This is a genomic window from Streptomyces sp. TG1A-60, assembly GCF_037201975.1.
Lineage (GTDB): Bacteria > Actinomycetota > Actinomycetes > Streptomycetales > Streptomycetaceae > Streptomyces.
This window is the reverse complement of record NZ_CP147520.1, coordinates 447572-472309: the sequence shown is the minus strand read 5'-3', so window position 1 is coordinate 472309 and position 24738 is coordinate 447572. Positions and strand designations below refer to the sequence as shown.

Below are 24738 nucleotides of genomic sequence, written 5' to 3'. Positions count from 1 at the left end.
GCACGCGCTGAGGCGGAGGGAGACGATGGCGGGAGGCGGAGGGCGAACGTGATCCGGGTACTGCTCGTGCACGACGACTGTCTGGTCACGTCGGGCCGTGAGGAACGGACTCGCCCCGGCGCGCTGCGCCGGGGCGAGTCGTACACGGGTTCCCTCGTCGGCCGGGTAGATCGTCACGAACTTGCCGCTGGTGTCGCGGGCCGCGTACTTGGCGTTGCGCAGATGCAGCAGATGCGGGCCCGGAACGAACTCGAACGGGATCCGGCGGGGCACGCAGTAGTCCCACACGATCGCCGCGATCCGGTCCGCGTTCGCCCGGGTGGCGGAGGCGTGCACCTTCCATCCCTGGGTGGGGCTCGGACGTGGCCGCCCGCCGTCGTCCACCGGGGTCAGCGTCAGCCGGCCCCCGATCCGGGCGGCCCGCCAGCCCTCCGGGACGGCCCGCCGGGCCGTTTCGTAGCCCGGTGCCGCCGTGCCTGCGTGCTCACCGGCCGACAGCCGGTCCGGTGTCTCGTAGAAGAGTCTGTCGGCGAGCGCGTACGCCTCGTACCGCCTGTCCATGCCAGTCCCCCCGGGCCGTGTGCCGTCGCCCCCTGGGCCCTGCGTGACGCCGAGCCTTCCAGCCCGGCTCGGCGCCCGACGGTCACGGCTGTCACCGGAAGCCCGTCACGCGACCACCGTGCGGAACGCATGCGTAGAGAGATGTTCGGTTCCTCTCGATCCCGCGGTGCGCGGACGGCCCCCGCGCCCCGCCGAACGGTCCCAGGGGCTGCGCGGTCGGGCCGGAAGCGCTGTAATTGCGGACGTGGTCAGTGAGGGCGACGTGGAACGCGGAACGAGGACGCTGCGTGCCGACCTTGCCCTCAGAACGCTCACCGGCGATCTCGGTCCGCAGGAGCGGCTCCACGCCATCCTCGAACAGGTGCTCGTCTTCGCGGGTGCGGCCGTCGCCGCCGTGTACATCCCGGACGGGGAGGGCGACGCGCTGTCGCTGGTCGGCTCGGCCGGCGTCCCGAGGACCCTGTACGGGCTCCGCGACAGCTATCCGGCCTCCGGCACGGCCCCCGTCGCCGAGGCCTGCCGCTCGGGCCGACCGCGCTGGCTGGGCTCCGCCGACCTCCACCAGGACGCCGACGTCCGCCGCGCGCACGCCAGGGACTTCTCGCTGGCCGTGCTGCCGCTGCGCGAGCGCGGCTGCCTGGTCGCCGTCGGCGACGGCACGGACGGCTTCGACGCCGAGGACCGGCAGTGCCTCGACCTGCTCGCCGAGGCGGTAGCCCCCCTCACCTCCGCCCCGCCCACCGGGCCCGGCGCGTCCTTCGACCTGGCCATGGACACCGGGCGGATCGAGGTCGCCGACGGGTTGCTGGAACTGTTCGGCATGGGCCCCGACGACTTCGACGGCCGCGTCGAGACCCTGCTGGCCCTGACCGTGCCCGAGGACCTGCCCGCGCTGATGTCCGTCGTGGAGGCGGACCACATGTCCATCGGCGACCGGGAGCTGGAGTTCCGCATCCGGCAGCCCTCCGGCGAGCAGAGGTGGCTGCGGCTGCGCGGGCGTCTCCTGCCCGGCAGCCCGGGGGACCCGGACCGCCCCGTCCGCCTCGTGGGCACCGTCGCCGACGCCTCCACCCTGCGCACCGGCCGGGGCGACGTGGCCCGCGTCCAGCGGCTCGCCGCCGCGCTGGCCACCGCCGGCACCGTCCGCGACGTCAGCCAGGCCGTGGTCACCGCCCTGCGCAAACCGCTCCACGCCGACCGGATCGCCCTCGCCGAGCTGGAGAGCGACCGCCTCGTCGTCACCGTCCTGGACCCACCGCAATCGGAGTACTGGCCCGAGGTGTGGCGCTCCGAATGGCGCTCCGAGTGGCCGGACGCGCCGGTGCGCACCATGCCGACCCTCGCCGCCGCCCTGCGCGAGGGACGCGCCGCGATCTGGCCCGCCGGCACCGCCCTGGAGCCCGCCCTCGCCGACGTCGGCCCCGGGGGCCTCGCCGTCCTCCCGCTGCCCGCCGGCGGCCGTATGGCCGGAGCCTGCCTGATCGGCTGGGACAGCCCCCACGACTTCGGCCCCGAGGAGCGCGCCCTGCTCACCGCCGCCGCGGGTCTCGCCGGACAGGCCCTGATGCGCGCCCACGCCTTCGACGCCGAGCACGAACTCGTCGGCATGCTCCAGCGCACCCTCCTCCCACGCCGCCTGCCCCAACTGCCCGGCGCTGTCGCCGTCGCCCGCTACCTGCCCACCACCGCCGGCCTGGAGGTCGGCGGCGACTGGTACGACGTCATCCCGCTGCCCGACAACCACGTCGCCCTCGTCATCGGCGACGTCCAGGGCCACAACGCCGGCGCCGCCACCCTCATGGGCCAGATGCGCACCGCCCTGCGCGCGTACGCCGTCGAAGGACACCCCCCGGACGTCGTCGTCTCGCGCGCCAACCGGCTCCTCGTGGACATGGAGACCGACCTCTTCGCCACCTGCTGCTACGTCGACGTCGACATGGAGGAGGGCTCCGCCTGGTACGTACGCGCCGGCCATCTGCCGCCCGTGCTCCGCCACCCGGACGGCACCACCGAGATCACCGAGTCCGAGGGCGGACCCCCGCTGGGCGTCCTCATGCAGGCCGAATTCCCGATGAGCCCGCTGCGCCTGACCCCCGGCACGCTGCTCGCCCTCACCACGGACGGCCTCGTCGAGTCCTCCGACGTCGACGTCGAGGACGGACTCGACCACCTGGCGGGAGAACTCTCCGCCGCCGACCCCGCGCACCTCGGCGTCGTCGCCGACACCCTGCTGCGGGGCGCCAACCGCGACGACGACGTCGCCCTGCTCCTCATGCGCTACGACGGCATGGCCCTGCGTCCGCAGCGCGAGAACTGGAGCGTGTGGCGCCTGCCCCAGGCGGTCGGTCAGGCCCGCCGACACACCCGGCGCGTCCTGCGCGCCTGGGGCATCCAGTCCGAGGCGGACGCCGTCCTCCTCGTCGTCTCCGAACTCGTCACCAACGCCCTCGTCCACACCGACGGCCAGGTCCGCCTCGACCTCACCCTCCTGGCCGACCGTCTGCGGGTCGCCGTCGCCGACTCCTCACCCCGTACGCCGATCAAACCCACCAGCATCGGCTGGGAGGCCACCGGCGGGCGCGGCATCCTCCTCGTCGAGTCCACGGCCTCGTCCTGGGGCACCCTCCCCGTCAGCGGCGGGAAACAGGTGTGGGCGGAGATCCCCGTCGGGGCGGACGGCCCCCACCGCGCCGGGCCCTCCGCCGGATGACACCCTGACCCCGTTTGCCTGCTGATGACGACCGTCCCCGACCGGCCGCGCACCGATCTCAACCCCCTGTACCGGAAGCAGTACTTCCTGAACCTGCCCCGGCGGATCGGCGCGTGACGGCAAAGGATTCCCGTTGGAGGTGGACTGCCTTGAGGAAACGGGTACTTACTCGTGCGTCAGATGGTATTGACGGTCCGCCTGCCGATTGGGACGGTAGTGCACATGTCGAATGTGGCGGACATGTCAAGATTGCGCACTCGTCTGCTCGGTGTCCTGGTACTCGTCACCGGCTTCCTGACCACGGCGGGCCCCACCCAGCCCGCCTCCGCTCTCACTGACGAACTCTGGTTCGACTCACAGGCCGCGGCCACCCTCACCGTCGAGGGTGGCCGCTTCAAGGACGGACTCGGCCGTGAGGTCGTCCTGCGCGGCTACAACGTCTCGGGCGAGACGAAGCTCAAGGAGAACAACGGTCTGCCCTTCGCCTCGGTCGCCGACGCGAGGAAGTCGGCGACAGCGCTCAGGGCGCTCGGCGGCGGCAACTCCGTCCGCTTCCTGCTGTCCTGGGCGTACGCGGAACCGGCGCGCGGGCAGGTGGACACCGCCTACCTGGCGGCGGCCACCGCACAGATGGGCGCGTTCCTGGACGCCGGGATCCGTGTCTACCCCGACTTCCACCAGGACCTCTACTCCCGCTGGCTGTTCGACCCGGACAGCTGGTACACCGGCGACGGCGCCCCCAAGTGGGCCGTCGACCTCGGCGACTATCCCGACGAATACTGCGGGATCTGCCCGTTCTGGGGTCAGAACATCACGTCCAACGCGGCCGTGACGGAGTCGACGTACGACTTCTGGCACAACACGTACGGGCTCCAGGACTCCTTCCTGGCCACCGCCCAGAAGACGATGACGTACGTGAGGCAGAACCTCACGGCCGCCCAGTTCCAGGGCGTCGTCGGCTTCAACCCGTGGAACGAGCCGCACCCGGGGACCCTCGATCCGGGCCAGACCAGCCGGACGTGGGAGAAGGACGTCCTGTGGCCGTTCTACGTCAAGTTCCGCGCCCGGATGGACGCGGCGGGCTGGCAGTCCAAGCCGGCCTTCGTCGAGCCGAACCTCTTCTGGAACGCCAACCTGGACTTCCAGAGGCAGGAGGGCGGCCTCCTCGACGCGGGCACGATCGGACCGCGCTACGTCTTCAACACCCACTTCTACGACCAGAAGGCGATCTCCGGCATCTTCATGTGGGGCAAGGCGGAGGACGGCCAGTACGTGAACGACTTCGGGAAGGTCCGTGACCGGGCCGCGGCGGGCGGCACGACGGCGATCATCAGCGAGTTCGGACACCCGCTCACGGGGTCGGTGTCGGACAAGGCGCCCACCGTCTACAAGGCCATGTACCAGGCGCTCGACTCCCGGGTGAAGGGCGCGAACTGGTGGGAGGACCCGGCCTCCTCCGGCCCGGTCCTCTCCGGCTCCCAGTGGCAGTGGGACATCTACAACGGCCGCCACCACGAGTTGATGAACGACAATCCAGACAAGGTGCAGGTCGAGGGCGACGCCTGGAACGACGAGGACCTGTCGGCCGTACGCCTCGACGACTCCGGTACGGCCGTGCTCCGGCAGGACGCCCGGATGCTGGACCGGATCTACCCGAGCGCCACGGCGGGCAGCGCCGTCGCCTTCACCTACGAGGACCGCTCGCGCGACGGTTCCACGACACTGACGTGGAACCCGGTGCCCAGCTCACTGCCGAACGTCTCCTCGCTCGTCGGCTCGGGCCAGTACGCCCTGCTGGTCTGGCGCTCGGACGGCAGCACCGAACCGACCGAGCTGCACCTCCCGGCGTCCTTCCCCACCGCGTCGACCACGGTGGTGTCCGACCTCGGCGTCACGGCCGCGCCCCCGGCGTACACCACGTCGACGCCGATCGCCGCCGCCGGGGAACCGGGCGGCACCGGCAGCCGCCGACTGCTCCTCACCGCCGCCGACTCGGGCAAGCTGCACTACGCCCTGGTCACCAACGGCGCGACAGCCCCGTCCGCGGCGCGGCTGAGCGCTGCGCGGACAGAGCTGTCGGGGTGGCTGGCCTCGAAGTTCAGCTAGCGGAGGGTCCGCTCCAGTCGGCGGGCACGTGGGCCAGGCGCACGCGCTGCGGGTGGTCGCCGACTGCGACGGACACGGTCTTCCTCCCGGTGGCGAAGTCGATCGCCGTGACCCGGTCGGCGCCGCTCTCGGAGACCACGCAGGACTTGCCGTCACCGCTGACGGTCGCCCAGTACGGCTTCGAGACGGTGACGAGCGGGCCCTCCTGGAGGGTCGCGCGGTCCACGACGGTCGCGTAGTCGTCCATCGTGCCCGCGACACACAGCTTGGTGCCGTCGGGCTTCATGGTGATGCCGTGGTGGCGCGAGTCGTTGACGAAGGAGGTGCGGTCGTCGCTGGTGGCCGGGTTCTTCGGCAGGGTCTTGGTGCGGGTGATCTTGTCGGTGGCGACGTCGTACTCGAAGAAGCCGTTGAAGAACGACACCTGGAAGTACAGCTTCGTCTCGTCGGGGGAGAAGGCGGCGGGGCGGACCGCGTCGGAGTAGTCGCTGAGGCCGATCGCGTTCAGCCGCTCCCGCATGTCGATCACCTTCACCTGCCGGAAGGTGCTCGCGTCGACGACCGTGATCTTCCGGTCGCCCTTCGTCCAGTCCAGCCACGACGCGTCGGTCTGGGTGTTCACGTCGCCGATCGCCATGTTCCAGATGTACTTGCCGTCACTGCTGAAGATGTTCTCGTGCGGCTTGTCGCCGGTGGCGAACGAACCGAGCTGCTCACCGGTGTCGATGTCCAGCACGTGCACGGTGTTCGAGGTCGAGGCCGAGACCGCGACCCGCTTGCCGTCGGGGGAGACAGCCATGTGGTCGGAGCGGTAGCCCGCCACGGGGAAGCGCCAGTTGATGGCACCGGTGGTGAGGTCGATGGAGACCACGTCGGCGAAGCTCGGACGGGAGACGACCATCGAGGAGCCGTCCGGCGTGGAGTACATGTCGTCCACGAACTGGTCGTGGCCCTCGCCAACGCTGTTGCGGATCGTCATGAAGGCGATCCACCTGATCGGGTTGGCGTTGATCTCCGCCATCCGCTCGTCCTTGTCCGGGATGACGTTGATCCGGCCGATCTTCGCGAAGTCGCCGGAGGACTTGATGACGTCCGCGGTTCCCTCCCAGTTGTTGCCCACGAACATCACCTCCCGCAGATCGGTCGCGGCGGCGGCCGGGCCGGCGGTCGCCGCGGCGGAGGCGGTCAGCGCGAGGGTGGCGGTGACTGCGCAGAGGTACCGGGTTCTGCGACGGCGGGGGCCGGGGGAGTCGGTCATGGTCGGTTCCTCCTGCTTGCTTGGGGCATGACAAGGCGCTCAGGGAGCGGGTGTGGGGTGGTGAGGTGTGGAGTCTGAATACACCAGCGTTCAGAGATGACTTACTGGAAAGTAAGGAACGGTCGCGCTTCACCACAAGACCAGGGACACGACAAAATTGACCGGTGGCCCGAGCGGGCGTCGAACAGGATGAGGTTCGTTCCGTCGGAAGGAGAAGCGTGGCGGGCAGACTCAGACAGCCCACCGGCCGGTACGGGGGCAGAACCGCGGCGGAGCGCCAGGCCGAGCGCCGTGGCCGCTTCCTCGACGCGGGCCTGCGGCTCTTCGGCGACAGCCCCGGGTTCCGGGGGACCACCATCGCGGCACTGAGCGAGGCCGCCGGCCTGTCGACCCGTCAGTTCTACGAGGAGTTCCACACCCTGGAGGACGTGCTCGCCGCCCTCCACCTCCAGGTCAACGACTGGGCCGAGGAGGCCGCGCTCACCGGCCTCGCCACGGCCGACGGGCAGCCGATCGCCGAGCGCGCCACCGCCGCGTTCCGTGCCTACGCCGCCGATGTCACCGGCGACCCGCGCCGACTGCGCATCACCTTCACCGAGATCATCGGCGTCAGCCCCCGCCTGGAACGCCAGCGCCTCGAACGCCGTGCCCGGTGGATCGACTTCATCTGCGCCGAGGCCGCCGCTGCCGCCGAACGCGGTGAGGCCGTCCCCCGCGACTACCGCCTCGCCGCCACCGCCTTCATCGGCAGCGTCAACGGCCTGCTCCACGACTGGCAGGCCGGCTGGGTCGACGCGCCCCTCGACGAGGTGGTCGACGAACTCGTCCGCATGCTGCTCGGGATGCTGCGGCCGGCGGGGTGGCACCCCGAGCAGGGCTGAAACCGGTTGGGGCCCAGTGCACCACGACACACCACCTCCCGAAGCGGTGCGAGGCCGCCCGCGACCCGTGCGCGGCGATGCCGTGAGCAGAGCCGGCACACGGCGTCCAGGACCGGCTTCACCCCGTTTTCCGCGCGCGGATCCTCGGCCAGGGTCCGTGCGCGGTGGCCTGTGACGGGTCGCCGGTCGCTGCCGCCGGTCGCTCGCCGTGGGCCGTTGCGGGGCGAGTGGCCTGTGGGGGTGACGGTGTCAGGTAAGCCGGTTCACTGCGTTCACGACCGGCCTCACTCCGTCTTCGGTGCGCAGCTTGCCGGCCAGGGCCCGTGCGCGGCGGCCGTACGACGGGTCACCGGTCGCCCGCAACAGGCCGGCCTCCAGACCGGCGGATGTGAAGCCGCGCAGCGGTACGGCACCGGGTGACACCCCGAGGGCGACGAGGCGGGCGGCCCAGAAGCCCTCGTCGAACTGCACGGGCACGGGAACGGCGGGGACACCGGCACGCAGGCCGGCCGCCGTGGTGCCCGCGCCGGCGTGGTGCACGACGGCGGCCGTCCGGGGGAAGAGCAGGGAGTGCGGCACCTCTCCCACCGTGAACATGTCGTCGCCCTCCCCGCGCAGTTCGCCCCAGCCGCGCTGGATCACCCCGCGCAGTCCGGCCGCCCGCAGCGCCCCCACGACCTCGCCGCTCATCCGTTCCGGGTCGGGCACGGTCGCGCTGCCCAGACCCACGAAGACCGGGGGCGGTCCGGCGTCGAGGAAGTCCAGCAGCGGGGCGGGCAGCCGGTCCTCGCGGTCGTACGGCCACCAGTAACCGGTGATGTCCAGGCCGGCCCGCCAGTCGCCGGGGCGGGGCACCACCCGGGGGCTGAAGCCGTGGAACACCGGCCAGTCCTGCCGCTCCCGGTCCCGCCGCCCGGTGCGCGGGAGCCCGTACGCGGCGCGCAGCCTCCGCACCTCCTCGCTGAAGATCCACTCCACGGCCATGTTCACCGTGTGCCCGGCAGCCCGGTTGACGACCGGGCCCCAGGAGCGGACCCCGGTCATCGGCGGTGCGAACTCCCGTGTGGGCGCCAGGGGTTGGAGGTTCACGCCCATGCTCGGGATGGACAGTCCCTCGGCGACGGTGCGCCCGAGCGGTGCGAGCGTGCCGGCCAGCAGCAGGACGTCACCGGCACGGGCGGCGGACACGATGTCGCCTGCCATCCGCCCCACCAGATCCCGGGCCATCTCCACCGCCCGGTACAGCTTCCCGGCCCCCGTCGAACTGCGGTGCAGCCCCTGCCCGCGCGCCGACTCCAGCTCGGCCCGCGGATCCACGGGCAGCGAGTGGAACGCGACCCCCGACTCCGCCACCAGGGGCTCGAACCTGGCATGCGTCACCAGCGTGACCTCGTGCCCGGCCCGCACCAGCCCGTGTCCCAGCCCGGTGTACGGGGCCACGTCGCCCCGGGAACCCGCCGTCATGATCGCTACGCGCACGCCCGTCAGTATGGCGCCGCGACCGGGTGGGGACGGAGGGATCGGACCGTGACGACCGGAAAGCGCCCCTGTCCGAAAGCGGTCCCGGCTCCGGCGTGGTCACCGGCCCGTTCGACCGTGGTCCGGCCCGCACGTTCGGCGGCGGAGCCGAAAGGCGCGCCACCGACGCTGCCCCAGAAACCCCGCTGCCTGCTACTCGTCCCAGGCCTGGATCAGGGTGTGGTCGACGATCTTGCCGTCGCGCAGGGAGATCATCGAGCTGGCCAGGACTCTGGCCCCGTCGGGATACTCGCACGACTCGGTGAGGGAGACCTGGTCGCCCTGGATGACGCACTGCTCCACCTTGTGGGTCAGGTCCCGGCTGTAGAGGTCCTCCAGCATGGCGGAGATCTCGGACCGGCCGTGCATGACCTTGGGGTGGCTGGGCTGGGTGTTGCGGTCCACGACGCGCATCTCGGCGTCCTCCGCGTAGAGAGACAGCAGCGTCGTCGCGTCCGCTTGCTCGGTGCCCCGGCGCAGAGCTTCGGTGTCGAAGGCGGGGCTTGCCGTGGTGCCCATAGGATGACCTCCTTCGAAAGGCCCGGCCCGGCAGGAGAGTGGGCCGCGAAAGGCCTCTCCTTCGAGGTTCCTCCGACATGCGGAACCTGGCAAACGTAGCCGGGGCGTGCGTCTCAGCGCCTGTCGGGTGACCTCCGTCGTGAGGCGAACGTGCCCGCCGCGCGGACACCGCGGCGGCGCTCTTGACATGGCCGGGGCCGGGGGCAGAGCATCACGGAGGATATCGTGAATAGATCTTCACAGCACGAACGCAGCTGAGCGATCAAACTCCATCACGTACCGTCGTCGATATGCACCCGAGGAAGCCACACCATGGCCATAACCCGTGACCTGTTGATCGGCGGCAAGGACGTGCCCGCCACGTCCGGCCGCACCGCCGAGGACCTCGATCCGTATACCGGGGAGGTGTACGCGACGGTCGCGGCGGCGGGACCGGAGGACGTCCGGCGGGCCGTGGACGCCGCCGACGCCGCGTTCGAGGAGTGGGCGGCGCTCGCGCCCTTCGCCCGGCGTGCGATCTTCTTCAAGGCCGCCGAGCTGCTGGAGGGCAGGGGCGACCAGGTCGCGGACATCATGGCCCGGGAGGCGGGCGGTACCCGGCCGTGGGCGTACTTCAACGTGGCGCTGGCGGCCAACATCCTGCGTGAGGCGGCGGCGGCGATCACCGCGCCGCGCGGCGAGGTCCTCAGCAGCCAGAAGGAGGGCGCGCTGGGCCTCGCGGTGCGCGAACCCCTCGGCGTGGTCGCGGCGTTCGCACCGTGGAACGCGCCCGTCATCCTCGGCGTACGCGCGGTGGCGGCGCCGCTGGCCGCCGGCAACACCGTCGTCGTCAAGCCCAGCGAGGACGCGCCGATCGCCTGCGGTCTGCTGGTCGCGGACGTGTTCCGGGAGGCCGGGCTGCCCGACGGTGTGCTCAACGTCGTCACCAACGCCCCCGAGAACGCGGCGGAGATCGCCGAGGCGCTGATCTCCGACGAACGGGTGCGCGCGGTGAACTTCACCGGCTCCACCGGCGTCGGCCGCGTCATCGGCGAGCACGCGGCGCGTCATCTCAAGCCCGCCGTACTGGAACTGGGCGGCAAGAACGCGGTCATCGTGCTCGACGACGCCGACGTGGACTACGCGGTCGACGCCGTCACCTTCAGTGTCTTCATGAACGCCGGGCAGATCTGCATGTCCGGCGACCGGATTCTCGTCCACGAGTCGCTGGCCGAGGAGTTCGCGCAGAAGTTCACCGCCAAGATCGCCACCCTCCGGGCCGGCGACCCGAACCACCCGCACACCGTGGTCGGGCCGCTGGTCAGCGCCGACGCCGCCCGGCGGATCGCCGCGCTGGTGAAGGACGCGGTCGCCAAGGGCGCCACGGTGCTCACCGGCGGCGGACAGCCCGAGGGCGCGGTGCACCCGGCGACCGTGCTCACCGACGTCCCCAAGGACGCCGACCTGTACTACACGGAGTCCTTCGGCCCGCTCTGCGTCCTTCAGACGTTCGCCGACGACGACACCGCCGTGGCCGTCGCCAACGATACCGACAACGGCCTGAGCTGCGGCATCATCACCGAGAACGCCACCCACGGACTGGCCGTGGCCCGCCGCGTCCGCACCGGCATCGTGCACGTCAACGACCAGTCGGTGGCCGACGAGCCGATGGCCCCCTTCGGCGGCGTGAAGGCCTCCGGCTACGGGCGCTTCGGCGGTCGCTGGGGCATCGAGGCGTTCTCCAACACCCGCTGGATGACCATCGCCACCCAGCAGGCGCACTTCCCCTTCTGACGTCCCGGCCTCGCGGGGGTCCGCCTAACCGGCCGTCGCCAGGAACTGAGTGGCCGCCAACTCCGCGTACAGCGGGTCGGCGGCCACGAGTTCGCGATGGGTGCCGACGGCGCGGACCCGGCCCGCGTCCATGACCACGATGCGGTCGGCCATCGTCACCGTGGACAGCCGGTGCGCCACGACCAGCACCGTGGTCGTCCGGGCCACGTCGGTGACCGTGTCGCGCAGCGCCGCCTCGTTCACCGCGTCCAGTTGGCTGGTCGCCTCGTCGAGCAGCAGCAGCCGGGGGCGCCGCAGCAGCGCGCGGGCGATGGCGACCCGCTGACGCTCACCGCGGCGGAGTGCAGGCAGGGGCCCCGCCGGTGAACGCGGCCACCGCCGTCGGTCCGCCGGGCACCAGGAAAAGGTGGCCCGCGCGCAGGGCCCCGTACAGGCTACGCGCAAGCTTCTCTCCATGGTCCGCCCCCCGTCCCAGGGCCTACTCGCTGGTCAGTCCGTAGGGTGACCATGGGCGGGTGACCGCCCCCATCGGATCGACGGAAAGGGTTCACCATGGCGCAGGAAGTACGCGGCGTGATCGCACCGGGCAAGAACGAACCGGTGCGGATCGAGACGATCGTCGTACCCGATCCGGGGCCGGGGGAGGCCGTGGTGAAGGTGCAGGCGTGCGGGGTGTGCCACACCGATCTGCACTACAAGCAGGGCGGCATCAACGACGACTTCCCCTTCCTGCTCGGCCATGAGGCCGCCGGTGTGGTGGAGTCGGTCGGCGCGGGTGTCACGGACGTCGCCCCCGGTGACTTCGTCATCCTCAACTGGCGGGCGGTGTGCGGCGCTTGCCGGGCCTGTCGACGCGGACGCCCCTGGTACTGCTTCGCCACCCACAACGCCACCCGGAAGATGACGCTCGCCTCGAACGGCCAGGAACTGTCGCCCGCGCTCGGCATCGGCGCCTTCGCGGACAAGACCCTCGTCGCCGCCGGGCAGTGCACCAAGGTCGACCCCGCCGCCGCCCCGGCGGTCGCCGGACTGCTGGGCTGCGGGGTGATGGCCGGCATCGGCGCCGCGATCAACACCGGCAACGTGGGCCGGGGCGACAGCGTCGCCGTCATCGGCTGCGGCGGCGTCGGCGACGCGGCCATCGCCGGGTCCCGGCTGGCCGGCGCCGAGAAGATCATCGCCGTGGACATCGACGACCGGAAACTGACCACCGCCAAGAGCATCGGCGCCACCCACACCGTCAACTCCGAGGACACCGACCCCGTCGAGGCGATCCGCGAGCTGACCGGCGGATTCGGCGCCGACGTGGTCATCGAGGCGGTGGGCCGCCCGGAGACGTACAAGCAGGCGTTCTACGCCCGCGACCTGGCCGGCACGGTCGTCCTCGTCGGCGTACCCACCCCCGAGATGAAGCTCGACCTCCCGCTCATCGACGTCTTCGGCCGCGGCGGCGCCCTGAAGTCCTCCTGGTACGGCGACTGCCTGCCCGACCGTGACTTCCCCATGCTGATCAACCTCTACCTGCAGGGCCGCCTGGACCTGGAGGCGTTCGTCACCGAGACCATCGCACTCGACGACGTGGAGAAGGCCTTCGAGCGGATGCACGGCGGCGACGTCCTGCGCTCGGTGGTGACGCTCTGATGGCCGCGCGCATCGAACACCTCGTCACCTCGGGCCGGTTCACGCTCGACGGCGGCACCTGGGACGTCGACAACAACGTCTGGATCGTCGGCGACGACCGCGAGGTCATCGTCATCGACGCGGCCCACGACGCCGACGCCATCGCCGAGGCGGTGGGTGACCGCACGCTGTCGGCCATCCTCTGCACCCACGCCCACAACGACCACATCGACGCCGCGCCCGCCCTCGCCGAGCGCACCGGCGCGCCGATCTGGCTCCACCCCGACGACCTGCCGCTCTGGAAGCAGACCCACCCGGACCACCTGCCCGACCACTGGCTGGCCGACGGCCAGGTCATCGAGTCCGCCGGTGCCGACCTGACCGTCCTGCACACCCCCGGCCACGCGCCGGGCGCCGTCTGCCTGTACGACGCGGGCCTCGGCACCGTCTTCACCGGCGACACCCTCTTCGCCGGCGGGCCGGGCGCCACCGGCCGCTCCTACTCCCACTTCCCGACGATCATCGACTCCATCCGCGACCGCCTGCTGGCCCTCCCGCCCGACACCGTCGTCCACACCGGCCACGGCGACAGCACCACGATCGGCGCCGAGGCGCCGCACCTTCAGGAGTGGATCGCCCGCGGTCACTGACCGTGGAGGGCCCCGACCCGGCCGGGCTGCCGAGAAGGCATGGCAGCCGGGCCGCCCAAGAGGGCGCGGGCGGCCCACCGAAAACCCGACAGAAGATGTCCGGCTTCCACGACACCCTCGTGTCGCGGACGCCGGCACGCGCCCGGCGTCCGCCAAAGGTGGCAGTCGTACGCACAGGAGGTCGGACATGCCGAAGCCGTCGGAGGAGACGAAGACGCTGGAAGGCAGGATCGCACTGGTCGCGGGGGCCTCGCGCGGGGCGGGGCGCGGGATCGCCGTGGAGCTGGGGGCGGCCGGGGCCACCGTGTACGTGACCGGACGCTCCACGCGTGAGCGACGATCGGAGTACGACCGCCCGGAGACCCTGGAGGACACCGCCGACCTGGTCACGGAGGCGGGCGGCCACGGCATCGCCGTACCCACCGACCATCTCGAACCGGCGCGGGTCCGGGCTCTGGTGGACCGTGTCGCCGAGGAGCAGGGCCGGCTCGATGTACTGGTGAACGACGTCTGGGGCGGCGAGAAGCTCTTCGAGTGGGACAGCCCGGTATGGGAGCACGACCTCGACAACGGCCTGCGGCTCCTACGACTCGCCGTCGAGACCCACGCGATCACCAACCACTTCGCCCTGCCGCTGCTGCTGCGCCACCCCGGCGGCCTCGTGGTGGAGATGACCGACGGCACCGCCGAGTACAACGGTGCCACCTACCGCAACTCCTTCTTCTACGACCTCGCCAAGGCGTCCGTCCTGCGCATGGCGTTCGCCCTCGGCCATGAGCTCGGCCCACGCGGCGCCACCGCGGTCGCCCTCACTCCCGGCTGGCTCCGCTCGGAGATGATGCTCGAAGCGTTCGGCGTCACCGAGGACAACTGGCGCGACGCCCTCGACCGCGTGCCCCACTTCGCCATCTCCGAGACCCCCCGCTACGTCGGCCGGGCCGTCGCCGCCCTGGCCGCCGACCCCGAGGTCGCCCGCTTCAACGGCGACTCCCTCTCCAGCGGCTCCCTCGCCCGGACCTACGGCTTCACCGACCTCGACGGCAGCCGGCCGGACGCCTGGCGCTACATCGTCGACATCCAGGACGCGGGCAAGCCGGCGGACACGACCGGATACCGCTGAACCGTGCTCATGCGCGCGTGGTCGGCGTTCTCTCATCACTCCGGGGCCGGGCGCCCGTCGTCTCACTCGACGTCCTGGTCGCAACGCGGACGCACCCGGACGCGGGCCGCCTCCTTCCGGTATTTCGAGCGGATCGATGTGGGCCATGATGCTCCTTTATCGGTTCTGCGGGCAACCGCTTCCGGGAATTACCGAAAATCACCCGTGTGCACTTCTCGACAGAAGGCGGCAAGACGGATCAAGGCCGCATAGTCACGCGATCCGGGCACCTCGAAAAATTTCGCTGAGATGTGAACGGGGCCCGGGGTCTTCTCGTATTCGACGGCGTGAGCAGGAATTCCGTCACCGTCACCGTCGCGTATCACGTGGTGCCGGGGCGCGAGGCCGACTTCCACTCCTGGGGGTGGGCCGTGCTGCGTACGAGTGCGCGGCATCCGGGCTTTCTGGGAGGTGGCGTACTTGTCGACGGAGCGGCGGAGTGGCATGTGGTCTATCGCTTCGACAGTGAGGATTCGGCCGGGACCTGGGAGAACTCCGCGGTCTGGGCGCAGTGGTCCGCCCGCGGCGAAGGGCTGGCCCGGCAGACCGGCCGCCGGAGTGTCACGGGTTCCAAGGCCTGGTTCGACTCCCAGACCTCCGGGGACCCGGCGCCGGCCGCCCCCGCCCGCCGCCGAAATGGAAACTGTGGCTCGTGAATATGAGTGCGGTCTTCCCGCCCGTGCTCTTATTCAATCTTGTGGTACTCCCCTATCTCGACGACCTCAATCCACTGTTCCGCACGCTTCTGCTGTGTCTGTCCGTGACCGCCATCGTCACCTGGATTCTCATGCCGAGACTCCAGCGTTTTCTCAAGAGATGGCTGTATCCGCCGCTGCAGGCGCTGCGCGGCCGGCACAAACGACGGACCGCCTAGTTCCGAGAACGATCAGAGGGAGGTGGGCCGGTGAAGACCCTGCTCATCGACAATTATGACTCGTACACCTACAACCTGTTCCAACTGATCGCCGAGGTCAACGGCGAGGAACCGGTGGTGGTGCTGAACGACGCCCCGGCCGACGACATTCCGGAGTTGCGGGAATTCGACAACGTGGTGGTGTCGCCGGGTGCCGGCCACCCCTTGGAGTCACGCGACTTCGGTATCGCCGCCCGGGTGATCGACGAGGCCACGATCCCCGTGCTGGGCGTCTGCCTGGGCCATCAGGGCATCGCGGTGGCGGAGCGGGCCGATGTCGAGCCGGCCCCGTGGCCCCGCCACGGGCATCTGTCGGCGGTCCGGCACGACGGCCGCGACCTGTTCCGGGGCCTGCCACAGAACTTCAGCGTCGTCCGCTACCACTCGCTGTCCGTGCGCGAGCCGCTGCCGCCGACCCTGGAGGCCACCGCCTGGTCCGAGGACGGTGTCCTCATGGGGCTGCGCCACCGTGAACGGCCCCTGTGGGGCGTGCAGTTCCACCCCGAGTCGATTCTCACCGACCACGGCCACCGGCTGCTGGCCAACTTCCGCGACCTCACGGCGGAACGGGCCGGCCGCCCGCGTACCGGGAACACCGCGGTGACCTCCCTCGCCGGCGCGATCCCCCGCCCCCGGCCGGCCCCCGGCCCCGCCTACCGGCTGCACACCCGCCGGATCGCCTCCGCCGTCGACCCGGAGGTCGCCTTCACCCGCATGTACGCCGACGCCCCGCACGCGTTCTGGCTGGACAGCTCACGTGTCGAACCGGGCCTGTCGCGGTTCTCGTTCTTCGGCGACGGCAGCGGTCCGCTCGCCGAGCTCGTCCGCTACGACGTCGACGGCGGCCGGTGCGAGATCGAGCGGGAGGGCCGGCCCACCCGCCGGGTCCGGGCGAGCGTCTTCGACTATCTGAAACGGCAGTTGGCGAGCCGAAGGGTGGACGCCACAGGCCTGCCCTTCGACTTCACCGGCGGCTACGTCGGCTACTTCGGCTACGAACTCAAGGCCGACACCGGCTCGGCGAACCGGCACAACGCCGAGACCCCCGATGCCTGCTGGCTGTTCGCGGACCGACTGATCGCCGTGGACCACGAGGAGGGCTTCACGTACGCGGTGTGCCTGTCCGAGGACACCGCGGCGGCGTCCCGCGAAGCCGGCGACTGGCTCGACACCGCACTGGCCCAGCTGACCTTCGTCTCCTCGGACGCCACGCTTCCCCTCCGGCCGTCGACCGCGCCCTACCCGCGCGCCGCCGAGCCCTGGCTCGTCCGCGACCGCGCCACCTACCTCGGCGACATCGAGGCCTGCAAGGCGCAACTGCACGCGGGCACGAGCTACGAGGTCTGTCTGACCAACGCGGCCCGGTTACCCGCGCCCTACGACCCGTACGACTTCTACCGGGTGCTGCGCCGCGTCAACCCGGCCCCGTACGCCGCCTTCCTCAGGTTCGGCGACCTCGACATCGCCGGGTCCTCCCCCGAGCGGTTCCTGCGGATCACCCGGGACGGCGTCGCCGAGGCCAAGCCCATCAAGGGCACCGCGCCCCGGGGCGGCACCCCGGAGGAGGACGACCGGTTGCGGGACGAACTGGCCGCCGACGCCAAGACGCGCGCCGAGAACCTGATGATCGTCGACCTGCTCCGCAACGACCTGGGCCGGGTCTCCCGCACCGGCTCCGTGAAGGTCACCCGCCTCATGACCACCGAGACGTACGCCACCGTGCACCAGCTCGTCTCCACCGTCGAGGGCGAACTGCGCGAGGGTACCGACGCCGTGGACTGCGTCCGCGCCTGCTTCCCCGGCGGATCGATGACCGGGGCGCCCAAGCTCCGCACCATGGAGATCATCGACTCGCTGGAGACCGAGGCACGGGGCGTGTACTCCGGGGCCCTCGGCTACCTCGGGTGCAGTGGCGGCGCGGACCTCAACATCGTCATCCGTACCGCCGTGTTCCAGGGCGGCCGGATGCACCTGGGGGCGGGCGGCGCGATCGTCCTCGACTCCGATCCGGCCGCCGAGTACGACGAGATGCTGCTGAAGACCGCGGCACTGATGCGGGCCCACCGGGAACACGCCTCCGCCCCGGCCGCCACCGAGGAGCCGACGCGATGACGATCACCACGACCCCCCAGCCCACCCGGCTCCGGGCCGACGCCGACGCCCCCGGCAACCTCGCGGCCCATCTGGCCGCCCTCGTCGAGCTCCGCGGCTGGACCGGCCGGCCGGCCTTCCACCAGGGCCACCGGGCCCACTCCCACGGCGAGATCCACGACCTCGCGGCCCGCGCCGCCACTGTCCTCGCCGACCACGGGGTACGCCCCGGCGACCGCGTCCTGCTCGCCCTGCCCGACTCCGTCACCTGGGTCACCACCTTCCTCGCGCTCGCCCGCCTGGGCGCGGTGGCGGTCCTGGTCAACCCCGAACTCACCCCACCCGGAATCCAGTTCATGGCGGAGGACGCCGAGGCGGTCCTCTGGGTGACCGGCCCGGGGCTCGACCACCACATCCCGGCCTGCACAGGGACGACGGGGGTCCCGGCGCCGCGCCTCGGAGCCGACCAGCTGAGCGCTCTGAGCACCACGGCCACGCCCATGGAAACCGCTCACCCGGTGGACGCCCACAGCCCCCTGTACGTCCAGTACACCTCCGGAACGACCGGTCGCCCCAAGGGCGTCGTCCACGTCCACGGCGACCCCAGGACGTACCACGACCTCATCGGCAGAAGGCTGCTGCGCATCACCCCGGACGACGTCACCCTGTCCGTCTCCCGGCTCTACTTCGCCTACGGCTTCGGCAACGCCCTCGTCTTCCCGCTCTTCTCCGGCTCCTCCGCCGTGCTCGCCGACCGCCGTCCCACATCGGCCGCCGTGGACGAACTCGTCGCCCGGCACCGGGTGACCCTCCTCTACTCCGTGCCGTCGGCGTACGCGGCCCTGGTCACCGACCTGGTGGGCGGCCACGAGGACTGCTTCGCCTCGGTGCGCGCGGCGGTGTCCGCCGGGGAAGGCATGCCCGACGGACTCGGCCGGCAGGTCACCGAACTGCTCGGCGCCCCCGTGCTGGAACAGATCGGCTCCACCGAGGCCGGCCACGCCTTCTGCGCCAACGGCTTCGACCACAACCGCCCCGGCACGGTCGGCCGCCCCGTACCCGGCTTCGAGGTCGAACTCCGCGACCGCGCGGGCAACCTCGTACCGGACGGTGAGACCGGTGAACTCTGGGTCCGCGGCCCGACGGTGACCCCCGGCTACCTCAACCGGCCCGAGGAGACCGCGCGCGCCATCGTCGGAGGCTGGCTCAACACCCGGGACCGGGCCCGCCGCGTACCGGACGGCACCTACCGGCATCTGGGCCGGGCCGACGACATGGAGATGGTCGGCGGCATCACGGTCTCCCCGCTGGAGGTGGAGGCCCTGCTGCGCACCCACCCCGGGGTCCGGGACGTCGCGGTCGCGGCCGTCACCGACGAGCGCGGCGCCAGCAAGCTGCGGGCCTTCGCCATCCCGGTCCCGCCCATCGGGGCGGGCCTGGAGGCCGAACTGATCCGCATGGCCCGCGAGGGGCTCGCCCCCTTCAAGGTCCCCCGCAGCGTCAGCTTCGTGCCCACGCTGCCCCGCACCGCCACCGGCAAGCTCCGCCGGCACCTCGTCCGCCGAGGGGCGTGGTGAGCGTGGCCGACCCCCGCACCCCCGCAGAAAGGCCCGGCCCCATGCGAGACCAGCTCCGAGCCGACCGGCAGCCCGCCCTGGCCGGCCGTGGCTTCTACCTGGGCTCGATGTTCAGAGAGGCGGCGGACCGCCACGGACCGGTCTTCGTCACCCTGGACCGGCCCCTCGACGTGAGCCCCGACGTCGGGACCGACCTCACCTACACCACCCTCGCCGCCCTCGTCGACGAGGTCTCCGGCCGCCTCTGGGAAGCGGGTGTCCGCCCCTTTGAGGAGGTGGTCGTCCACAAGAGCGACAACGTCGACATCGTGCTGCTGACCTGCGCGCTCTCCCGTATCGGCGCGGTCCCCGTCCTCCTGTCGCCCGGCCTCGCCGGCCCGGTGGTCGGACAGCTCCTCGAACAGCTCCACCAGCCCTGGCTGATCACCGACCGGGCCAAGCTCGAAGGCCCCCTCCAGGACGTAGAACTCACCGGCCTCGTACGGCGCACCCTCAGCGTCGACGACGCTCCCGGCGCCGAACCGCTGCGGAAGCACACGGGCGCCGCGCCCCCGGCCGCCGTCCGGCTCCACCCCCGCGACCCCTCGCTCATCACCCACAGTTCGGGCACCACCGGCGTCCCCAAACTCGCCGTGCACTGCCCGAACACCATGTGGAACCGGCTCGTCCCGCAGAAGGTCATGGGCTGGCCCACACGGGGTGAGACCGCCGCCCTGCACATGTCGTTCGTGCACTCGCGCTTCTACCATCTGCTCGGCGTCCTGCTGCACTTCGGCAGCCCGCTGGTCCTCATCACCGACCCGGAACCGGCGAACGTGGGCCCGCTCCTGGCCCGCCACCGCCCCGGCATCGTCGAGACCCACCCCAACACCTTCGTCCTGTGGGAGGAGTTGGCGGGCGCGCCCGGAGCCCCGCTGTCCCGCGTCCGTTCGTACGGCTCCACCTTCGACGCCATCCACCCTCGCACCGTGCAACGGCTCCTCGACGCGTCCCGGCGACGCTCGCCGTGGCTGATCCAGCTGTACGGGCAGAGCGAGACGGGCCCGGTGGCCTTCCAGTGGTTCACCCGCCGCAGCGCAGCCCGCGCCGACGGCCGCCGGGTCGGTATCGGCATCCCCGGCTTCACCCGCGTCCGTGTCGCCGACGACACCGGGCGACGGGTCCGGCCCGGCACCCCCGGCCGCATCGAGGCCCGCACCCGGGGCCGCATCCTCACCTACCTCGGCGCCCGCGACCGCTACCTGCGCCAACTCGGCGGCGGCTGGTGGCAGATGGGCGACATGGGCTACCAGAGCCGCTGGGGCGCCCTCTACCTCATCGACCGCGAGATCGACCGGATCGACTCGATGCACAGCAACCTGGAGGTCGAGGACACCCTGATGTCGCGTCTCGAGGAGCTGCGCGAGGTCGTCATCGTGCCCGGTGCCGACCGCGAGCCCGTCCCCGTGGTCTGCGTGCGAGGCGAACGGCCCCTGGACCCGGGCCGCTGGCGGGCGGCCACGGCGGATCTGCCGGCCATGGCGGAACCGAGGCAATGGCGGTTCGAGGAACTGCCGATGACCGCCACCTGGAAGGTCAAGCGGGTCGAGGTCACCCGCATGCTCACCGAGAGCGCCCACGCATGACGACCCCGGTCCTCGTCGTGGGCGCCGGCCCCGTGGGCCTGTCGGCCGCCCTCGCCCTGCGCGCCCACGACCTTCCCGTCGTCGTGCTCGAAGCCGACCCCGAGGGCCGCCAACGCCCCGGGAGCCGCGCACTGTTCGTGCACCGGGAGACCCTGGAGCTCCTCGAAGGGGCACGCCCGGGACTGGCGGCCGAGATCGCCGCGTACGGGCAGACCTGGCACACCAAGCGCACCCTGTACCGGGGCCGCGAGGTGTACTCCAGGACCTTCCCGCCGCCCACCGGCACCCCGCCCTTCACCAGTCTCCGCCAGGTCGACACCGAGCGCTTCCTGCTCGCCGCCTGCGAGGACGCCGACGTGGAGTTCGTGTGGGAGGCGCGGATCACCGGCGTACGGACCGATCCGTCCGGAGCGACCCTCACGGACGACGACGGCCGTACCTGGAGGGGCACCCACGTCGTGGCCGGCGACGGAGCCCGATCGGCCGTACGGCGCGCACTGGGCATCCCGCTGGAGGGCACCCACGGCGAGGGTTTCCACGTCGTCGCGGACATCGCCGACATCCCCGGTGCCGAACTGCCGCTGGAGCGGGTCTTCCACTACGAGCACCCGGCGCTCGACGGTCGCAGCGTCATGCGGGTGCCGTTCACCGGGGGCTTCCAGCTCGACCTCCAGTGCCACGACGACGACGCGGCGGACGGGTACGGCACCGAGGAGGCCGTACGCCGCTGGCTCCCCCAGGTCGTCGGCGACGGGTACGGCGAGCGCGTCCTGTGGGTGTCCACGTACCGCTTCCTGCGCAAGGTCGCCGCCGCCTTCACCGACCCGCACCACCGGGTGCTGCTCGCCGGGGAGGCGGCGCACCTCTTCCCGCCGTTCGGGGCGCGCGGGATGAACAGCGGCATCGCGGACGCGACCGCCGCCGCCCGCGCGATCGCCGACGGCACGCCCGAGGCGGTCGCCTCCTTCGCCGAGATCCGGCGCTCGGCGGGTCTGTTCAACAGCGTCGCCGCCGGCGTCGCCCTGGACCATCTGCGGCCCCGACGCCGTATCGTCCGCATCAGACAACGGGCGGCGGCGGCCCTCGCCCCCGTGGTGCCCCGCTGTGGTGCCTGGCTGGAGCACGCGCCCTACGGACCCCGGCACGGCTCCCCGGCCGTCGCGGGCCGCAAGTACTGAACCGGAAAGACCCACAGGAGCACCGAGTGACACAACCCGCCATCACGGAAGGCCTGTCGACCTGGTCACCCGAGCACGGCCTCGTCCCCGGCCCGGCACAGGGCGGACGCCTCCTCGTCGCCGACTCGTGGCTGCTGCGCGGGGGACGGGTGCGCGGCTTCGACCGGCACCGCGAGAGGTTCCTGAGGGCCTGTGGCGAGTGCGGCGCTCCGCTCCTGCGCCAGGCCGTCGACTTCTGGCGGGACATGACGTGCGCCCTGCCGCGCACGGGGGAGTGGTTCCCCCGCGTGGAACTCGCCGCCGGTTCCCTGGAGCTGAGACTCCTGCTGCGGCATGCGCCGGCCCTCACCGCCGATGTCCGGGTGTGGGCGGCCGGCCAGCCCGACCCGCGTACCGTGCCCCGCCGCAAGGGACCGGACCTGGACGCCCTGGCCCGCGTCCGTCGGCGGGCGGCCGGCGCGGACGCGGACGAGGCCGTGCTCATCGCGCCCTCCGGGCTGGTGCTGGAGGCCGCCAACTCCAGCCTCCTGTGGTGGGAGGGCGACACCCTCTGTCTGCCGCCGCCCCGCCTGCCTCTCCTCGCGGGGGTGACCTTGGCGCTCGTGCAGGAGCGGGCCGCCCGCACCGGAGTGCGGATCGCCCACCGCGAGCGCTCCCTGGCGGAGCTGGACGGCCGCGAGGTGTGGCTCGTCAACGCCCTGCACGGGATCCGCCCGGTCACCGCCTGGACCGGCCGGCCGATGACCGCGGGCCCGGCCGTACGCGCACCTGAATGGCGGCAATGGCTCGACGGCATCATGGAGCCGCTGCCGAACAACTGAAAAGGCGGCGATATACGGGCGCTCGGAAGCGCCGGGCCGAAGGGAATACGGCCCGGCGCTACAGGTCTTTGCTGAATGGTCGGGAAAGCCTTCCCGGGACTTCGGAGCTACGTCTGAACGGGCTGATATGCGCCCGGAACCATCCGTGTCGCGATGGCGATCCGGTTGTAGGCGTTGATGACGGTGGCCACCCAGATCAGCGCGGCGACCTGCTGCTCGTCGAACACCTTGGAGGCCGCCGCGTAGACGTCGGCAGGGACGTGGCCGTCGTGAACCAGGGTCACCGCCTCGCTCAACGCCAGGGCGGCGCGCTCGCGGTCGGTGAAGAAGGGGGTCTCGCGCCAGGCGCTGAGCGCGTAGATCCGCTGCTCGGTCTCGCCCCGCGCGCGGGCGTCCTTGGTGTGCATGTCCAGGCAGAACGCGCAGCCGTTGATCTGCGAGGCGCGAATTCTGATCAGTTCGAGGATTTCCGGCTCGACCTTCGCGTCCCGCGCCGCGGAAACTGCGGCGGCGTGCAGAGAGCCCATCGCGCCGGACACATCGGGGGTGATTTTCTTGAGGGCCACGCGAGAAATAGAATCGCTGTTGCTCATGGGAGAACTCTATATCTGAATTACTCGCCGTGTAACTGTTTCGTCTCGACACGAGCCGTCCTGCAACCGTCGACCCCCATCGCCTGTCTAGGCAGGCAGAAGCAGCGAAGCGCGCGAAGGGGGAAGGGCCCGCCATGGGGGACACAGCGAGACGAGGCGCAGTCGCACTCACCATCACCGGACTGCTGACACCACTGACGCTCGCGCTGGGCATCGCGCCCGCGCAGGCGGCGAGTTGCACGACGGCGACCGGCCCGTACCAGAAGCAGGTGGAGAAGTTCCTCGGGCGGCCGGTCGACGGCAGGCAGTCCACCGCCGACTGCAAGGCGATCAAGGCCTTCCAGGCCAAGCACGGCATCACACCGAACATCGGCTACGCGGGCCCCGTCACCTGGGGCGTGATGAGCCTGATGAACAAGCAGAAGGCCGTTGGCAAGAACCCCGACAAGGCGGGCAAGTGCCCGGTCAACAAGGGCCGGATCGCCTGCGTCGACCTCACCCTCCAGCTGAGCTGGATCCAGGACGGCAAGAAGCTCGTGTACGGGCCGGTGCCCGTCCGCACCGGCCGTGACGGCTACGAGACCCGCACCGGCCTGAAGAAGGTCTACTGGCGGAACATCGACCACGTCTCGTCGATCTACCACGTCCCCATGCCCTACAGTCAGTTCTTCGACGGCGGCCAGGCCTTCCACTCCGCCGGCGTCAGCATGTGGAACCCGCCCGGCTCCCGCGGCTGCGTCAACATGACCAAGACCGCCGCCAAGAAGTACTGGTCGCTGCTGAAGAAGGGCGACGACGTCTACGTGTACGGCCGCAAGCCGGGCACCTGATCCCGGCGCCAGGCGCCCGCCGTGCCGGCATTCGGATGCTTGTGCTCGGGACCGTGGAGCCGTAAACGCAGAGTGATCAGCTTCACGGTCCGTAATGTCTGAAGTGGGGCCTTTACTCACATCGGCTTCACGTTCGAGGACATATGGTTTACACCATGTCCACTCCCCCTGACGTCGTCCTGGAAAGACCGGAAACACCGTCGAGAACGGCCGCCGAGGTCAACGAGGAGATCCGGGCGCTCTGGTTCCGGAGCGGTGGGACATTGAACAGGGAACAGCGCGGCGAGTACGAGCGGCTCGTTTTGGAGTGGGCGGCGCGCTCCGCCGAGTGAGCCGACGAGGACATGCGTCTGCC

Annotated in this window: 18 protein-coding genes and 3 pseudogenes; 15 read left to right on the top strand and 6 right to left on the bottom strand. The window is 71.3% G+C overall.

What is annotated here, in order from left to right; translation table 11 throughout:
* Window positions 1-153 precede the first annotated feature (153 nt).
* Window positions 154-561, bottom strand: a pseudogene (locus tag WBG99_RS01430) (lantipeptide synthetase); the annotation flags it as partial.
* 244 nt (window positions 562-805) lie between these two features.
* Between WBG99_RS01430 and WBG99_RS01425 the strand changes: the two are divergent.
* Together WBG99_RS01425 and WBG99_RS01420 are read left to right on the top strand one after the other, a co-directional pair.
* Window positions 806-3271 (top strand): SpoIIE family protein phosphatase, encoded by a 2466-nt coding sequence (locus tag WBG99_RS01425; RefSeq protein ID WP_338894524.1) that lies wholly within the window; start codon window positions 806-808, stop codon window positions 3269-3271.
* A 240-nt stretch (window positions 3272-3511) separates the two neighbouring features.
* The gene (locus tag WBG99_RS01420; protein ID WP_338894523.1) at window positions 3512-5377 is read left to right on the top strand and encodes a cellulase family glycosylhydrolase; all 1866 of its coding nucleotides are present in this window, start codon (window positions 3512-3514) and stop codon (window positions 5375-5377) included.
* On the opposite strand, the gene WBG99_RS01415 is transcribed toward WBG99_RS01420, so the two are convergent.
* Window positions 5370-6635, bottom strand: a complete 1266-nt coding sequence (locus WBG99_RS01415; RefSeq protein ID WP_338894522.1) for a YncE family protein — start codon at window positions 6633-6635, stop codon at window positions 5370-5372. The genes WBG99_RS01420 and WBG99_RS01415 overlap by 8 nt on opposite strands.
* A gap of 218 nt (window positions 6636-6853) precedes the next feature.
* Here WBG99_RS01415 and WBG99_RS01410 point away from each other — a divergent pair, with 218 nt between their 5' ends.
* The gene (locus tag WBG99_RS01410) at window positions 6854-7516 is read left to right on the top strand and encodes a helix-turn-helix domain-containing protein (RefSeq protein ID WP_338894521.1); all 663 of its coding nucleotides are present in this window, start codon (window positions 6854-6856) and stop codon (window positions 7514-7516) included.
* Between the two features lie 249 nt (window positions 7517-7765).
* On the opposite strand, the gene WBG99_RS01405 is transcribed toward WBG99_RS01410, so the two are convergent.
* Window positions 7766-8980: a glycosyltransferase gene (locus tag WBG99_RS01405; protein ID WP_338900170.1), complete on the bottom strand. Its 1215-nt coding sequence runs from the start codon at window positions 8978-8980 to the stop codon at window positions 7766-7768.
* 207 nt (window positions 8981-9187) lie between these two features.
* Window positions 9188-9553 (bottom strand): nuclear transport factor 2 family protein, encoded by a 366-nt coding sequence (locus WBG99_RS01400; protein WP_338894520.1) that lies wholly within the window; start codon window positions 9551-9553, stop codon window positions 9188-9190.
* A gap of 312 nt (window positions 9554-9865) precedes the next feature.
* Here WBG99_RS01400 and WBG99_RS01395 point away from each other — a divergent pair, with 312 nt between their 5' ends.
* Entirely contained in the window at window positions 9866-11326 is a 1461-nt protein-coding gene (locus WBG99_RS01395; protein ID WP_338894519.1) for an aldehyde dehydrogenase family protein, read from the top strand.
* A gap of 24 nt (window positions 11327-11350) precedes the next feature.
* On the opposite strand, the pseudogene WBG99_RS01390 reads toward WBG99_RS01395, so the two are convergent.
* Window positions 11351-11659 (bottom strand): annotated as a pseudogene (locus WBG99_RS01390) (ABC transporter ATP-binding protein); the annotation flags it as partial.
* 219 nt (window positions 11660-11878) lie between these two features.
* On the opposite strand from WBG99_RS01390, the gene WBG99_RS01385 reads away from it, so the two are divergent.
* From WBG99_RS01385 to WBG99_RS01345, 9 genes and pseudogenes are all read left to right on the top strand, one after another.
* Window positions 11879-12967 (top strand): S-(hydroxymethyl)mycothiol dehydrogenase, encoded by a 1089-nt coding sequence (locus WBG99_RS01385; RefSeq protein WP_338894518.1) that lies wholly within the window; start codon window positions 11879-11881, stop codon window positions 12965-12967.
* Entirely contained in the window at window positions 12967-13596 is a 630-nt protein-coding gene (locus WBG99_RS01380; protein WP_338894517.1) for an MBL fold metallo-hydrolase, read from the top strand. Before WBG99_RS01385 ends, WBG99_RS01380 begins: the two co-directional genes overlap by 1 nt.
* A gap of 187 nt (window positions 13597-13783) precedes the next feature.
* Window positions 13784-14716 (top strand): SDR family oxidoreductase, encoded by a 933-nt coding sequence (locus WBG99_RS01375; RefSeq protein ID WP_338894516.1) that lies wholly within the window; start codon window positions 13784-13786, stop codon window positions 14714-14716.
* Between the two features lie 290 nt (window positions 14717-15006).
* A pseudogene (locus WBG99_RS01370) lies at window positions 15007-15629 on the top strand (hypothetical protein).
* Window positions 15630-15659: 30 nt separating this feature from the next.
* The gene (gene pabB / locus WBG99_RS01365) at window positions 15660-17780 is read left to right on the top strand and encodes an aminodeoxychorismate synthase component I (RefSeq protein ID WP_338894515.1); all 2121 of its coding nucleotides are present in this window, start codon (window positions 15660-15662) and stop codon (window positions 17778-17780) included.
* A complete protein-coding gene (locus WBG99_RS01360; protein ID WP_338894514.1) occupies window positions 17777-19336 on the top strand; it encodes a benzoate-CoA ligase family protein in 1560 nt (519 codons plus the stop codon). Before pabB ends, WBG99_RS01360 begins: the two co-directional genes overlap by 4 nt.
* Before the next feature lie 41 nt (window positions 19337-19377).
* Complete coding sequence (locus WBG99_RS01355) at window positions 19378-20961, top strand: AMP-binding protein (protein WP_338894513.1); 1584 nt, start codon at window positions 19378-19380, stop codon at window positions 20959-20961.
* Window positions 20958-22139, top strand: a complete 1182-nt coding sequence (locus WBG99_RS01350; RefSeq protein ID WP_338894512.1) for an FAD-dependent monooxygenase — start codon at window positions 20958-20960, stop codon at window positions 22137-22139. The genes WBG99_RS01355 and WBG99_RS01350 overlap by 4 nt, the downstream gene beginning before the upstream one ends.
* 26 nt (window positions 22140-22165) lie before the next feature.
* Window positions 22166-22960, top strand: a complete 795-nt coding sequence (locus tag WBG99_RS01345) for an aminotransferase class IV (protein ID WP_338894511.1) — start codon at window positions 22166-22168, stop codon at window positions 22958-22960.
* A gap of 107 nt (window positions 22961-23067) precedes the next feature.
* On the opposite strand, the gene WBG99_RS01340 is transcribed toward WBG99_RS01345, so the two are convergent.
* Window positions 23068-23553, bottom strand: a complete 486-nt coding sequence (locus WBG99_RS01340; RefSeq protein WP_338894510.1) for a carboxymuconolactone decarboxylase family protein — start codon at window positions 23551-23553, stop codon at window positions 23068-23070.
* A gap of 134 nt (window positions 23554-23687) precedes the next feature.
* Here WBG99_RS01340 and WBG99_RS01335 point away from each other — a divergent pair, with 134 nt between their 5' ends.
* Entirely contained in the window at window positions 23688-24383 is a 696-nt protein-coding gene (locus WBG99_RS01335) for a L,D-transpeptidase family protein (protein ID WP_338894509.1), read from the top strand.
* A gap of 143 nt (window positions 24384-24526) precedes the next feature.
* Entirely contained in the window at window positions 24527-24715 is a 189-nt protein-coding gene (locus WBG99_RS01330) for a hypothetical protein (protein WP_338894508.1), read from the top strand.
* The last annotated feature ends 23 nt before the right edge of the window (window positions 24716-24738 follow it).

Excerpts from the sequence above, each read along its gene's own strand:
- WBG99_RS01420 (WP_338894523.1), top strand. The coding sequence starts at position 3,512 with ATGTCAAGATTGCGCACTCGTCTGCTCGGTGTCCTGGTACTCGTCACC.
- WBG99_RS01415 (WP_338894522.1), bottom strand. The coding sequence starts at position 6,635 with ATGACCGACTCCCCCGGCCCCCGCCGTCGCAGAACCCGGTACCTCTGC.
- WBG99_RS01405 (WP_338900170.1), bottom strand. The coding sequence starts at position 8,980 with ATGACGGCGGGTTCCCGGGGCGACGTGGCCCCGTACACCGGGCTGGGA.
- WBG99_RS01400 (WP_338894520.1), bottom strand. The coding sequence starts at position 9,553 with ATGGGCACCACGGCAAGCCCCGCCTTCGACACCGAAGCTCTGCGCCGG.
- WBG99_RS01395 (WP_338894519.1), top strand. The coding sequence starts at position 9,866 with ATGGCCATAACCCGTGACCTGTTGATCGGCGGCAAGGACGTGCCCGCC.
- WBG99_RS01385 (WP_338894518.1), top strand. The coding sequence starts at position 11,879 with ATGGCGCAGGAAGTACGCGGCGTGATCGCACCGGGCAAGAACGAACCG.
- WBG99_RS01380 (WP_338894517.1), top strand. The coding sequence starts at position 12,967 with ATGGCCGCGCGCATCGAACACCTCGTCACCTCGGGCCGGTTCACGCTC.
- WBG99_RS01375 (WP_338894516.1), top strand. The coding sequence starts at position 13,784 with ATGCCGAAGCCGTCGGAGGAGACGAAGACGCTGGAAGGCAGGATCGCA.
- WBG99_RS01360 (WP_338894514.1), top strand. The coding sequence starts at position 17,777 with ATGACGATCACCACGACCCCCCAGCCCACCCGGCTCCGGGCCGACGCC.
- WBG99_RS01355 (WP_338894513.1), top strand. The coding sequence starts at position 19,378 with ATGCGAGACCAGCTCCGAGCCGACCGGCAGCCCGCCCTGGCCGGCCGT.
- WBG99_RS01350 (WP_338894512.1), top strand. The coding sequence starts at position 20,958 with ATGACGACCCCGGTCCTCGTCGTGGGCGCCGGCCCCGTGGGCCTGTCG.
- WBG99_RS01340 (WP_338894510.1), bottom strand. The coding sequence starts at position 23,553 with ATGAGCAACAGCGATTCTATTTCTCGCGTGGCCCTCAAGAAAATCACC.
- WBG99_RS01335 (WP_338894509.1), top strand. The coding sequence starts at position 23,688 with ATGGGGGACACAGCGAGACGAGGCGCAGTCGCACTCACCATCACCGGA.
- WBG99_RS01330 (WP_338894508.1), top strand. The coding sequence starts at position 24,527 with ATGGTTTACACCATGTCCACTCCCCCTGACGTCGTCCTGGAAAGACCG.